Origin of the sequence: Luteibacter yeojuensis, from assembly GCF_000964085.1 — a bacterium.
Taxonomy (GTDB): Bacteria; Pseudomonadota; Gammaproteobacteria; order Xanthomonadales; family Rhodanobacteraceae; genus Luteibacter; species Luteibacter yeojuensis_A.
Genome location: NZ_JZRB01000034.1, coordinates 1 through 12197, shown reverse-complemented (window position 1 = coordinate 12197; position 12197 = coordinate 1). Strand labels below are relative to the sequence as shown.

Below are 12197 nucleotides of genomic sequence, written 5' to 3'. Positions count from 1 at the left end.
ATCGGCTTGTTCGACGTCTGCACCTTGTCTCGGGCAGCCTCTCGGCCTTTGCCGCCACCGAGAAGGTAGTGAAGGTCGATTGCACTCACGGGACCATCCTCCTTCGCGGGCCTTGTCCAGGTGATTGTCGTTCGGAAGGACTGCGAGGCGGCGTGTCGCGCGTACCTGCTGTCTGAGACATTCAGCAGTTCGGTGTACTTGGTTGGCACCATGCGAACGAGGCCGTTTTCTTCGTTCGTATACCCTGTCAGCGCGTTCAGGCATGCTTTCAGGAGCTCAGGTGTTCCGGGGTGGGGTAGTGGAGGCATGCTGCTGGGGTGAGGCACGGCAGTGATGGCTCCTAGAACTACTCGCATCGTCGCATCGATGTGCATCCGGTTCATGGTGGCTTGCCGAAAGACGGATCTCTGGCAGTGGAGGAAGGCGGCGTGTCCCGTCCTTAGGAATTCATCGACACCGTCCTTGGTATCGAGCTCGCCTCGGTACGTTCGGATCGTAATGAGCGGCGCAATGTCACGGAGCAGGCCAAGTCGAACCAGCAGTAAGTCTTCTAGCTCCCTGAGCATTGCGTTGCCTCGCTGTCCGTGAAAGTTGATCCGTCGCCGACGTCCTCAGCCCGTGACGACGAATGATGAGTGCGGCCTATCTTTCGGGCGTTTCGTGTCGATGTAAGGTTGATGGACACTTCGTCAGGTCGATTCGATGGCACCTTCGTTCAGGGCGCTATGGTGCTTTCGTTGCCTGCCGATGATGTCGTAGATCGTCTGCATGGAGAGGCGATACTTCTTTGCGAGGGCGATGGGGTTGAGGCCGAGCTCGCTCCAGTCTGAGAAGATGCGCAGGTCACGCGTTGCGCGTCGCACGCTGTCTCCGCGAGGGAGGTATACGACGCGACCGCCGAGGGCCGTGCATACGCTCATGGCGATGTCGCTAGCGAGTCGGGCCGATTGTTCGCCGACGTAGCCGCTATCGCGAAGCACCGCGGTGATGGCGGCGTGCATGTCGCCAACGGTGCCGTGCCAGGCCTTGCTGTTACGGGTGGGTGTGATGGGTGAGATTGTGTCGTCGGCTTCGGGGGTCGTTCCGTGCACCATGCGTATCCTCCGTGGCGTTGTCCTTGGATATCGGCGCTGTCTCAGCGCGTTGCCGATCTTCTCATCCGTGAGCGGATAAGGGAGTAGGGTTTCCCCTACGCTAGCGTCGTCCTTCGCCGGACATGGCCGTAGGGTATTTCCGTTCGTCGGCTTTCATCGATAGTCCAAACCGGGGGCACGAGCCTCTGAGGAAAAAGGGCGCTAGGATGCCCTACCGGACCAAGCACAAGGTCCAAGGAACCAGGCCATGCCGGACAGCAAGCGCCCCTTCCGTGTCTCTGCCGTCGCGGCCGCGTTGGCGATCTTTGCCGCCGCCACGGCTACTCCAGCTTTAGCCGACCCACCCGATTCCAAGCTCGCCTCACCGGATGCCTACGGGGCAGCTGGCAGCGTCGCTTACGGCATCCCCGGCATTGGCGAGCTGAAGGGTGACGCGCCGGTGTACGACCTGGCGACCCGCCGATGGACGGTGGACATGGTGAATCCCGAGGGTCAGCACGTCGTCACCACGATCGACGAGACGACGGGGGACATCTGCGCGCGTTATCCCGGCCGTGATGCGTGCGTTGCGTCAGGTAGCGCCGCGGATCAGCTCGCCTCGGCCGAAAGGCTGCGCCTCGCCCAAGAGGCCGCCCGGCGTAACCCGCCGCCCGATGTCGAAGGCTTGTGGGTCGCCGCCCTCGAATCCATGGAAGCGCACAGCGATATCCGGGGTCCCCAGACCTGGTACGTGAGTGTCCATGACAAAGAAGGCAGGGCCGTCGACCTGCCGATCGCCGTCATGGCGCGGGCCCACATGGCGCGTATCCAGCTCATGCGCATGACGCAGGCGCCGAAGAACCTGCCGCCACCCAGCGCGATGATGACCTATCTGATCTACGGCATCGGCGATGCGTACCGGCGCGAGGACGGGATGTACGCGCTCTCGTTTACGGCGTACTGCGGCGGCGCGTGCGCGATCTATACGTCACTTGTCATGTCGCACGACAAGACCGGCTGGCACTACGTCTCCTACATACCGAGCGCCGTGGAGTAGACCATGTCCGATAGCAAGCGCCCCCGTTCTCTCAGCACCACAGCAATCTGCCTCATCGCCGCACTCGCCACGTCACAAGCCATGGCAAATCCCCCGCCCTGGCTGAAAGCCGAAAGGGTGCCCTCCCAGGTATGGGGCGCGATCGACGCGATGCATGTCGAGGGGCAGTTCAATGCCACGCCGGCCATCTACGACAGCAAGACGCAGCACTGGTCGTTTTCGGTCATTCCGCTGAAAGGCCCCTGGTTCGACGTCACCATCGACGAGAACACCGGCGATGTCTGTGCGCGCTATCCGGACCAGGGTTACTGCGGTGGCATGAGCAGCGTGAAGCAGGCCATCGATGACGCGAAGGCAGACTTCGCCCGCAGGGAAGATGCCCGTCTCAACCCGGCGCCCGATATCGACGATTTGCGCCTCATGTTGATCCATCGCGCGCAGGAAGGTGGTGCCACTCGCCCCGAGACCTGGTACCTCTCGCTGAAGGATACCGATGGCAAAGACGTCGACCCATCGCAGGGTTTCCTCGCAAGGGCGAGTTCCGCCACGATCACGCTGCTTCCGATCAGCGCGATGCCAGAGGTCAAGGGCACCGTATTCGCCACCCGCTTGAATATCGGGCAGCCCCTGCGGCGCCAGGACGGCGATTACGACGTGAGCTATGGGGTATGGACGATGGGCTCGGGGAGAATGGGCGGCGTGGGCAACGATTTGCGCGTAACCCACGACGCCAACGGATGGCACGTCGTAGCCGTCCTGGGCAGGGACATGATCTGACGGCCTCCCTCACTTGCCCCCGAACATTCCCGATGTAACGATCGGCCGCACGAACCGGTTGATCATGCTGGCATCGGTGTTGACCGAGAAGTATGCGATGACCAGGTCGCGCTTCGGTGATACATACAGGCCCTGTGCCATCAGGCCGCTTTTCCACATGTCGCCGTCGGGCCAGATAGCGTCCCATTGCTGGCTGTTGCTGGTCATCGCGTCGTCGCGTAGCCAATCCACGAAAATGGGGCCGTCGAATCCTTTTCGGAAGAATTCCCTGGAGCGGACCCCCTTGCGGATGCGCTCGAGGATCTCGGGCGTGACGACCTGCTCCGATGCCACCTTGTTCCAGCTTGGGGTGTAGAGCATGCCGAAGCGGGCGACGTCGCGCAGCCGGCTCGAGACGATGCCGTGCGCGATCGCCACGCCGTCGGGCGTGGTGCTGACCAGCAAGGGTGCCTCGGTGCCTAGCTTCGACCAGATGTGGTGGTCGACATACTGCGACCAGCGTTCGCCCGTCACGGCTTCGGCGAGGTAGACCAGCACCTCGGTGCACGGCGAGCCGTAGTCGAACGTCAAGCCAGGTTCGCGTTGCTTCTTCGCATCCTTCAGTACATCGAGCAGGTTCTCGGGCTTGTCCTTGTAGGGCATGCCGAACTCGGCGCGGAAGACGCGGACGGCGATGGAGTCCGGGTTGGCCCGGGTGTCCTTGTTTTCTTCGGAATCAAGGCCCGGCGTCATGTCCATCACGTCGCGTACCTTCACGTTCTCCCAGCCCGAGCCGCGCAACGCCGGCAGGTACGATCCGATGGTTTTGTCCTGGTCGATCTTGCCGGCGCTGACCAGCTGCTCGATGACGAGGCCGGGTAGCGTCTTGGCCACGGACATCCACAGATGGTTATCGGTCGGCTGCATCCCCACGTATTTCTCGTACACCACCTGCCCATGGTGGACGACGATGAACGCTTGCGCGTAGCCCTCGGGGTGGACCATGAACTGGTCGAGCGTCAGGGTGCCCAGGCGGCCGGTATCGGCCTTGATCCTGCCGATCGCCGGGTTGATCGCCAACGGCAGCGCACGGGGTGGCTGGCGGTTGGGAACCACCGCCGTGGGCAGGCTCTCCGACGTGCGCAGGTTCAGCCAGACCGACACATCACCGCCCGCCAGCCAGGCCGAGAGGTTGCGTTCCGCCACGGCTGCCTTTGACTCGTCGAGGGTGAAGCCGTTCGCGAAACGTGCGATGGGGCTGCGCGCCGGGGGTGCCTTGCCCTCCTGCGCGCTAACGCCGCCTGAGGCGACAAGCGCGGCGAGCGCCCCCGATACAACCCAGCGCGAAAAACCCGGGCCAGCGAGCTTCATGGATCGTTCTCCCTCTATCCCCTGCGATCGGGCGCGCCAACGCCGGCGCAGGGCCGTCGAGGCGTGGGGAACGCTATATCACAGGCGCCTGGGATGGGCTTACGTATTTAGACCTAACGGCGGTACCGCTCCGGGTGCGCCACGATCTCCCGCTGCACCGCTTCGGCGTCGGGCCCGGCCACGCGCGCGGCATCGCGCACTGCCTCGACCGAAACCCCAAGCACAAGGCTCCACAACTGCAGCCCACCTTCATCGGCGGCGTCGACGGTATGCACCTGGTTGGGCAGGCCTGAATCGATGTCGTCTTTCACAGCGCGCACGTGGGTAGCCGGTACGCCTCCAGTGGGCCTTTTGCTACGTAGAAGTACGGTAAAGGCGCCACCAACGGCGTCTACACGCCTGTCGACGTCTCCACGCTGGCCAGTGCATCGGCCAGCTGCTTCAGCGAATACGGTTTCTTCAGCAACCGAAAGCCGTGGCCGGGGTTCTTCGACAACAGCTCGCTGTACCCGCTGGTCAGGATCACGGGCAGCCTGGGGTAGTTCACGCGGATGGCGAGGCCAAGGTCCAGCCCGCTCACGCCGGGCATCACCACGTCGGAAAACACCGCGTGGAAGCGGGCGGCGTCCTTGCGCAGCTCGTCGAGGGCACTTTCGGCGTTGCGGGCCAGCACCACGCCGTAGCCGAGGCTGGCGACGGCGCCCACCGCGAAGTCGGCCACGTCGGCGTTGTCTTCCACCACGAGGATGGTCCGGCCGGCCCCGTCGGTGGGCGGGTGGCCGGTCATGTCCACGCTGTGCTCCGTCGGCTGGTCGGTCAGCGGCAGATAAAGCGTGAAGGTGGTGCCGTATCCGGGCACGCTGGTCACGTCCACTTCGCCTTCGGATTGCTTCACGAAGCCAAACACCTGGCTCAGGCCCAGGCCGGTGCCGGCACCCACGGCCTTGGTGGTGAAGAAGGGTTCGAAGATGCGGCCCAGCACGTCGGCCTCGATGCCGGCACCGGAGTCGCGGATATGGATGGCCAGGAAGGGCCCCTTCAGCGGCCCGGCCATGCGCACGGCCGGCACGCCGGCCACGGGCTCGAGGGTGATGGTGACTTCACCGGTGCCGTTCGTGGCATCGCGCGCGTTGGCGGCGATGTTGATCAGTGCCGTATCGAACTGGCTGCGGTCGAGCAGCACGGGCAGGCGGCGCTCCGGCAGGGCCATGCGCAGCGCCACGCGCTCGCCGAGCACGGTGGCGAGGATGGTGGTGAGCGCGCGCACGCCGTCGCCGGCATCGAACACTTCCGGGGAAAGGCTCTGCCGCCGCGAGAAGGCCAGCAGCTGCGCGGTGAGCCTGGCGGCGCGTTCCGACGCACCGCTGATGGCGTGGAGGAACTTCACCTTCGGGTCGCCGGCCGGCCACGCGGGCAGCAGCATGTCCACCGAGCCGGTGATCACCTGCAGCAGGTTGTTGAAGTCGTGCGCCACGCCACCGGTGAGCTGGCCCATGGCCTCGAGCTTCTGCGACTGGCGCAGCTGCTCGCGCGCCCGCACCAGCTCGAGGTGGGCCTCGCGCGCTTCCTGCGTAATCGCGGCCACCTGCCGCACGTGCAGGTCACGCTCGGCCACTTGTTCGGTTTGTTCCGTTACGGCGCAGATGATGCCCGCGACGCCGCCGTGCGCCATGCGCAGGGGCGAATACGAGAATGTCCAGAAGGTTTCGCGCGGCGTGCCGTCGCGATCCATCATCAGGCGCAGGTTCTTGAAGCTGCGGTGGCGCCCCGCGAACGCATCGTCGATGGCCTCGGCCACGTCGGCCCAGACATCCGCCCACACCACGTCCAGGCGGTTGCCCATGGCGCCATGCAGCTTGCCGCCGAGGAAGGGCAGGTAGGCGTCGTTGAAGAAAAACGCCTTTTCCTCGGCGCCCCAGGCGATCCACAGCGGCTCCGGCGAATCCATGATCATCGACAGCACGGTGCGCAGTTCCACCGGCAGGTCGAGGTCGCGGTGCGCATGGGCCCAGTCACTATCCTGCAGGAGCTGGTACGCCAGTTGCGCGGGTGAGGTGACGGGCAGGGGGAAGGGGAGCATGGGTGCCTGGCGCGGGGCGACGGCACAGGGTAACGCACCATCGCCCGCGCCGGGGTGATCAGGGCAGGGGGTTGCCGCCTGTCACGCCATAGGTTTCACCGGTGGTGAAGCTGGATTCGTTGGAGGCGAGCAGCACGTAGAGCGGCGCGCACTCCACCGGCTGGCCAGGGCGTTTCAACGGCACCGACGAGCCAAACTCCTTGATCTTGTCCATCGGCTGGCCACCCGACGGCTGCAGCGCGGTCCAGACCGGGCCCGGCGCGACGGCGTTCACGCGGATGCCGCGCTCCGCCACCTGGCCGGCCAGTGCCTTCGTGAAGGCCACGATGGCGGCCTTCGTCGAGGCGTAGTCGAGCAGGATGGCCGAGGGGTCGTACGACTGGATCGAAGCCGTGTTCACGATGGTGCTGCCCTTCGGCATGATCTCCAGCGCGTGCTTGCACAGCCAGAACAGCGCGTAGACGTTGGTCTTGTACGTGGCGTCGAACTGCTCGGAGGTGATGTCCTCGATCGTCGACTGATGCGTCTGCTTGCCGGCCACGTTGGCGAGGATGTCGAGGCCACCCATCACGTCGGCCGCCTGCTTCACGAGGGAGCGGCAGAAGGATTCATCCTTCAGGTCACCCGGGATGCCCTTGGCCGTGACGCCTTCCTTCTCCAGCAGCGCGATGACTTCCTTGGCGTCCTGCTCTTCCTCGGGCAAGTAGTTGATGACCACATGAGCACCTTCCCGCGCGAACGCGATGGCCGCCGCGCGGCCGATGCCGCTATCGCCGCCGGTCACCAGGGCACGACGGCCCTTGAGCCGGCCGTGGCCCTTGTAGCTGGCTTCACCGTGGTCGGCCGGCGGCTGCAGCTTGTGCACCGTGCCAGGCGCGGATTGCTTCGGTGTGTCGAACGGCGGGCCGGGATAGCGGGTGGTGGGGTCGGTGAGCTTGGAGGTGTCGAAGGGCTCGGTCATGGGGGTCTCCGCGAGTAAAACCCAACCCTAGGTCGCGCGGTGTCCCGAGGATGTCCACGCCAGCGCTCGTTGCGTTCACCCCATCGTGGCGAACTCGGCAGGTCACCGGTACGCCTTCACCCAAGTGCACGGCGTTTCACCCGGCGCGGACACCTCGCTCCCATGTGGCTCGCCATCGTGCATGTTCATTCCCCCGCCCGGACATGCCATGAAAGCTCTCGTATACAACGGCCCCAAGGATGTCGCCATCAAGACCGTCCCTGATGCCGTCATTGAAAAGCCGACCGACGTCCTTGTGCGCATCACCACCACCAACATCTGCGGTTCCGACCTCCATATGTATGAAGGCCGCACCAGCGTGGAGAAGGGCAAGATCCTCGGCCACGAGAACATGGGCGAGGTGATCGAGGTTGGTGACGCGGTGGATCGCGTAAAGGTCGGCGACCGGGTGGTGCTGCCGTTCAACATCGGCTGTGGCTTTTGCCGCAACTGCGAAGCAGGGCTCACCGGTTTCTGCCTGACCACCAACCCCGGCAGTGCTGGTGCGGCCTACGGCTTCGCTGAGATGGGGCCCTACAGTGGCGGCCAGGCGGAGTTGCTGCGTGTACCGTATGCCGACTTCAATTGCCTCGTGCTGCCGGAGGACGCCAGCGAGAAGGAACTCGACTACGTTCTCCTCTCCGACATCTTCCCCACCGGCTGGCATGCCACCGTGCTCTCGGGCCTGCAGCCTGGCGAGAACATCGTTATCTACGGCGCGGGCCCGGTTGGCCTCATGGCCGCGCTATCGGCGCGCATCCAGGGTGCCGCGGGAGTCATCGTCGTCGACCGCCATCCTGATCGCCTGAAGCTCGCCCAGAAGCTCGGCGCCACTGTGGTCGATGATTCCAAGGGCGATCACGTGCAACAGATCCTTGAGCTCACCAAGGGCGGTGCCGATCGCGGCTGCGAATGCGTGGGCTACCAGTGCCACGACCATCACGGCCACGAGCGCCCCAATGCCACCATGAACGACCTGGTGGCTTCGGTACGGCCCACCGGTGGACTCGGCGTGGTCGGTGTGTTCGTACCCCAGGACCCGGGCGCCGAAGATGGCCTCGCCAAAGAGGGAAAGATCGCCTTCGACATGGGTAGCTTCTGGTTCAAGGGCCAGTTCATGCGCACGGGGCAGGCCAACGTGAAGCACTACAATCGGCGGCTACGTGAGCTGATCCACAAGGGCAGGGCGAAGCCGTCGGAGATCATCTCCCACGAACTGGGGCTCGACGAAGCGCCGAACGCCTATCGCAACTTTGATGATCGCAAGGATGGCTGGACTAAGGTGGTGCTGCATCCGGGCCAGCGTTGATGAAGTGATCCAGCAACCACCGTCCGGCGGGCCCGGGCAGCTTGTCCGCGGGGTAGACGGCCTGGAACGGCATCAGCCCCGCGGCAGGCCCTTCGAGCGAGACGCGTACCAGCCGGCCTTCGTCGAGATCCTGCCGCACCATCCACATCGGCATGTGGCCCCACCCGAGGCCACCGCGTAGCAGCGCATGCTTTGCGCCCATGTCCGCAAGGCGCCATACGTTTTTTGCCTGTACGCCGTAGTCCGTGCCGTCTGTCAGGGCCGAGCGATCGGTGAGAACGAGTTGGGTTTCGTCGAGTACATCGCGCAGGGCCACGGGCGTGCGGCCATCGGCAAGGCGCGAGCCGGGCGCCACGACCGTCACGATTTCTTCGGCGAACAGCCGTTCGGCGGCGAGGCCTGGCGGCACGAAAGGCAAGGTGCCGCTGATGCCGAGCGTGCAGGCGCCGGAGAGCACGAGTTCTGCCACGCGACCGAGCGCTTCCACGTGCAGGCGGAGCGGCGTGGAGGGGAACTGCTGTTTGAAGTTGCGCAGTGCCGCGGTGAGGCATGGCTGCGGGAACATCACGTCGACGACGATGGCGAGTTCCGCTTCCAGGCCTGCGGAGAAGCTGCGGGCCTTGGCCTTGAGGGCGTCCGCCGCCGCGACGATGCGCCGTGCGTCGGCCAACAGGTTTTCGCCCTGCATGGTGAGGCGGGGGTAGCGGCCTACGCGTTCGAATAGCGAAACGCCGAGCTGCGCTTCAAGGTTGGCCATCGTCTGGCTGACGACGGATTGGGCGCGGCCGAGCGCACGCCCAGCCGCCGAGAAGCTGCCTGTATCGGCAGCCGCGACGAAGGTACGCAGGTGATCAAGAGAGACGCCATCCAGCAATGTATCACCCTCGCCGATAGGTTCCATCGAATCATATAGGCTTCCGCGAGGGCCGCGGTGCTCCTAGCCTGCAAGGCAAAAGGAGCCAGTCATGTCCCGATCCCTGCTCATCACCGGCGCGTCCGGCTTTGTCGGTGGCGCGCTAGCCCGGCACTTCAGTGCCGAGGGCGCGTCGGTCCGCGGCCTTGCCCGATCCGACCATGCTGCCGCGTCGCTAGAACGCCTTGGCCTGCGCCCGGTCCGCGGCGACCTCGAGGCCGACCTCGCGCCCGTGATCGAGGCCGCCCTCCAGGCGGACGTCACGATCCATGCCGCGCAGGTGGCCTTTGAGCGCGAGCCGTTCGTACTGCAGGCCCTGTGCGAAGCGTTGGCGGGGAGCGGCAAGGCGCTTATCTTCCTTTCGGGCAGCGGGGTCTTCATGCAACGCACGCAGGGCGCGTGGAGCTCCGACACCTTTGCGGAGCACGACGCTTTCGTTCCCGAGCCGTTGGCCCTGCACCGCGTCGTCGCCGAGAACATTGTTCGCGCGGCAGGAGACAAGGGCCTGCGCGCCATGGTGATTCGCCCGCCCGTCATCTGGGGCCCCGGCGACAACGGCCCCGTGGCCAGCATTTATCGCTCCGTGGGGCTGACCGGCAGCGCCTGTTATATCGGCGAAGGCCTGGCGGCTTATTCCAACGTGCACGTCGACGACCTGTGCAGGCTGTTCGCGCTGGCGATCGAGAAGGGCACGCCGGGCGCCGTGTACCACGCCGCGGGCGGCGAGATCCCTTATCGATGGATCGCGCAGGCGGTGGCCGGCGATCTTGGCGTGCCGACGCGGAGCCTTTCAATGGACGAGGCGGGCGAGGTGTTCGGACCCTTTGGCGCCTTGTTGCAATCCGCGAACAGCCGCTCGCGCGATCCGCGCACGCGCATGGAACTGGGCTGGCGCCCGGAACACACCGACCTCCTTTCACAGATCGGCGAGCCGCGGCTGCGCGCGCTCGCCGCGCATTCCCCCCTGGAGACAACGCATGACAACGCATGAAGGCAAGATCGCCATCGTCACGGGTGGCAAGCAAGGCATTGGGCGCGGTATCGCGGAACTGCTGGCGGCGCGCGGGGCGAAGGTTGTCCTCGTGAACCGCGAAGATGCCTCCGCGGTTGCCAGGGCGATCGGCCAGGGCGCCACCTCGGTCGCCGCCGACGTGGCGACAGAAGAAGGCTGGGCAACGGTTGCGCGCCATGTCGACGAGGCGCATGGGCGCGTCGACATCCTCATCCACGCGGCCGGCATCTACCCGCTGGCCACGCTCGACGAGATGACGCCCGAGGCATGGCGCCGCGTGATGGCCATCAACCTCGATGCCCACGTGATGGGTGCGCGAGCCATCGTACCGCTCATGCGCAAGGCCGGCGGCGGCGCCATCGTGGCAGTCGGCTCCGACGCGGTCGGCATGGTGACGCCGCCGGGCATGGGCTTCTCGCATTACGTCGCATCGAAGATGGGCGTCGTGGGCCTCGTGCGCGCCCTGGCGAATGAACTGGCCGCGGACAACATCATCGTCAACGCGGTGCACCCGGGCATCACCGATACGGAGGGCGCGAGTGGCATGCCGAACGAGCAGAAGGCGCAGGTATACATGATGCAAGCGATCAAGCGGTTGGGCACGCCCGCGGATGTCGCTGGGCCGGTGGCCTTCCTGACCAGTGACGATGCGCGGTTCGTCACCGGGCAGACGTTGGTGGTTGATGGTGGGTTGATGCGGGTGTGAGGTGCCACATCGCGATCAGGGCGCTGCCATGGCCGACGTCGGCGAGTCAGGTGCCTCAGGCGCGGACTTTTTCCAGTGCGGCCTGCAGGTGCGCGTCAATGGCTTCGAGGCGTGCCTTCGAGAAGGTCATGGTCATCGACAGCCAATAGAAGAGGATCATTGCGAAGCCAAACACACCGTCGAGCCAGGATAGCGCCTGATCGTCGAGGATGTGCTTCACCTGGTAATAGACCACGGCAATGACCGGAACAGCGCCGAGCGTAGAGATGTTGCCAGCAAGGATCGGAAGCTTCCCGGCGAAGCGGTCCCGCCGATACCGGGCCACGCTCGCGAATTTCTCGAGCACCGTGATCGGTTGTGCGGCGAGCCAGTCGCGGATCTCGACGTGGAATGGCAGGTCGTGATCAAGCTGCTTTGCGAAATCTTCCAGCGGTTTGAACAACGAGACATATTCGCTTCGCGAGAACCAAAGCCCGATGCCGAGGCCAAGAAGCTCCACCACGACGAGGCAAAGCAGCACGACGATTTCCGCCGTCGCGGAAAGGCTGAGGCGGGGTACCAGCAGCACGCCCAGCCACGAGATGAGAACGGCAAGTGTGGCCACGCGCGAAACGCGGCTCTTTTTCACCAGGGGTGCGTCGTAATCAGGGACGGCACTCAGCCGCCGGTTAAGCTCCGTGAAGCTCAACGGCGCAATGACAGGCTCGCCCACGAGGGCAAGCGTAGGCTCGCCCACCTGGGCGTCGTGGTCGAGCGCGACCGATGACGTCGTCATGTACCGTCCCCTGGTTGGTGGCCGGTGGTCCCCTGACGCACCCCGCCGCGGGCGACTATACCGATTCGGCGGGGTTGGCGCTGTAGGAGAAATCCTACGTCTTCACATTTGGGGGCTATCGCGCGCGAGCGCGCTCCCACAGGAG

The 12197-nt window shown here is 65.2% G+C and carries 11 protein-coding genes and 1 pseudogene; 5 read left to right on the top strand and 7 right to left on the bottom strand.

Translation table 11 applies throughout. The features are described 5' to 3' along the window. Window positions 1-689 precede the first annotated feature (689 nt). The gene (locus tag VI08_RS15295; protein WP_052697995.1) at window positions 690-1094 is read right to left on the bottom strand and encodes a Mor transcription activator family protein; all 405 of its coding nucleotides are present in this window, start codon (window positions 1092-1094) and stop codon (window positions 690-692) included. A 247-nt stretch (window positions 1095-1341) separates the two neighbouring features. Between VI08_RS15295 and VI08_RS15290 the strand changes: the two genes are divergently transcribed. Both VI08_RS15290 and VI08_RS15285 read left to right on the top strand, forming a co-directional pair. Further along, window positions 1342-2130 carry a hypothetical protein gene (locus tag VI08_RS15290; protein WP_045830477.1) on the top strand — a complete coding sequence of 263 codons (789 nt, stop codon included), beginning with the start codon at window positions 1342-1344 and terminating at the stop codon, window positions 2128-2130. 3 nt (window positions 2131-2133) lie between these two features. After that, entirely contained in the window at window positions 2134-2907 is a 774-nt protein-coding gene (locus VI08_RS15285) for a hypothetical protein (RefSeq protein WP_157006827.1), read from the top strand. 9 nt (window positions 2908-2916) lie between these two features. Here VI08_RS15285 and VI08_RS15280 read toward each other — a convergent pair whose 3' ends face one another. From VI08_RS15280 to VI08_RS15265, 4 genes are all read right to left on the bottom strand, one after another. Further along, window positions 2917-4257, bottom strand: coding sequence for a serine hydrolase domain-containing protein (locus tag VI08_RS15280; RefSeq protein ID WP_052697994.1), 1341 nt, complete (start codon window positions 4255-4257; stop codon window positions 2917-2919). 113 nt (window positions 4258-4370) lie between these two features. Further along, window positions 4371-4577 (bottom strand): DUF3606 domain-containing protein, encoded by a 207-nt coding sequence (locus VI08_RS15275; RefSeq protein ID WP_157006824.1) that lies wholly within the window; start codon window positions 4575-4577, stop codon window positions 4371-4373. A gap of 71 nt (window positions 4578-4648) precedes the next feature. Further along, a complete protein-coding gene (locus VI08_RS15270) occupies window positions 4649-6337 on the bottom strand; it encodes a hybrid sensor histidine kinase/response regulator (protein WP_045830474.1) in 1689 nt (562 codons plus the stop codon). A 58-nt stretch (window positions 6338-6395) separates the two neighbouring features. Further along, entirely contained in the window at window positions 6396-7298 is a 903-nt protein-coding gene (locus tag VI08_RS15265; protein ID WP_045830473.1) for an SDR family oxidoreductase, read from the bottom strand. A 181-nt stretch (window positions 7299-7479) separates the two neighbouring features. Here VI08_RS15265 and VI08_RS15260 point away from each other — a divergent pair. Then, window positions 7480-8361 (top strand): annotated as a pseudogene (locus VI08_RS15260) (glutathione-independent formaldehyde dehydrogenase); the annotation flags it as partial. Window positions 8362-8614: 253 nt separating this feature from the next. Here the strand turns inward: VI08_RS15260 and VI08_RS15255 are convergent. Then, window positions 8615-9547, bottom strand: a complete 933-nt coding sequence (locus VI08_RS15255) for a LysR family transcriptional regulator (protein WP_198148968.1) — start codon at window positions 9545-9547, stop codon at window positions 8615-8617. A 64-nt stretch (window positions 9548-9611) separates the two neighbouring features. Here VI08_RS15255 and VI08_RS15250 point away from each other — a divergent pair, with 64 nt between their 5' ends. Both VI08_RS15250 and VI08_RS15245 read left to right on the top strand, forming a co-directional pair. Beyond that, window positions 9612-10550, top strand: coding sequence for an NAD-dependent epimerase/dehydratase family protein (locus VI08_RS15250; RefSeq protein WP_045830471.1), 939 nt, complete (start codon window positions 9612-9614; stop codon window positions 10548-10550). Continuing rightward, a complete protein-coding gene (locus VI08_RS15245) occupies window positions 10537-11277 on the top strand; it encodes an SDR family NAD(P)-dependent oxidoreductase (RefSeq protein ID WP_045830470.1) in 741 nt (246 codons plus the stop codon). The genes VI08_RS15250 and VI08_RS15245 overlap by 14 nt, the downstream gene beginning before the upstream one ends. 55 nt (window positions 11278-11332) lie before the next feature. Here VI08_RS15245 and VI08_RS15240 read toward each other — a convergent pair whose 3' ends face one another. Beyond that, entirely contained in the window at window positions 11333-12052 is a 720-nt protein-coding gene (locus VI08_RS15240; protein WP_045830469.1) for a hypothetical protein, read from the bottom strand. Between the last annotated feature and the right edge of the window lie 145 nt (window positions 12053-12197).

Excerpts from the sequence above, each read along its gene's own strand:
- VI08_RS15265 (WP_045830473.1), bottom strand. The coding sequence starts at position 7,298 with ATGACCGAGCCCTTCGACACCTCCAAGCTCACCGACCCCACCACCCGC.
- VI08_RS15245 (WP_045830470.1), top strand. The coding sequence starts at position 10,537 with ATGACAACGCATGAAGGCAAGATCGCCATCGTCACGGGTGGCAAGCAA.
- VI08_RS15240 (WP_045830469.1), bottom strand. The coding sequence starts at position 12,052 with ATGACGACGTCATCGGTCGCGCTCGACCACGACGCCCAGGTGGGCGAG.
- VI08_RS15280 (WP_052697994.1), bottom strand. The coding sequence starts at position 4,257 with ATGAAGCTCGCTGGCCCGGGTTTTTCGCGCTGGGTTGTATCGGGGGCG.
- VI08_RS15290 (WP_045830477.1), top strand. The coding sequence starts at position 1,342 with ATGCCGGACAGCAAGCGCCCCTTCCGTGTCTCTGCCGTCGCGGCCGCG.
- VI08_RS15250 (WP_045830471.1), top strand. The coding sequence starts at position 9,612 with ATGTCCCGATCCCTGCTCATCACCGGCGCGTCCGGCTTTGTCGGTGGC.
- VI08_RS15295 (WP_052697995.1), bottom strand. The coding sequence starts at position 1,094 with ATGGTGCACGGAACGACCCCCGAAGCCGACGACACAATCTCACCCATC.
- VI08_RS15255 (WP_198148968.1), bottom strand. The coding sequence starts at position 9,547 with ATGGAACCTATCGGCGAGGGTGATACATTGCTGGATGGCGTCTCTCTT.
- VI08_RS15270 (WP_045830474.1), bottom strand. The coding sequence starts at position 6,337 with ATGCTCCCCTTCCCCCTGCCCGTCACCTCACCCGCGCAACTGGCGTAC.
- VI08_RS15285 (WP_157006827.1), top strand. The coding sequence starts at position 2,134 with ATGTCCGATAGCAAGCGCCCCCGTTCTCTCAGCACCACAGCAATCTGC.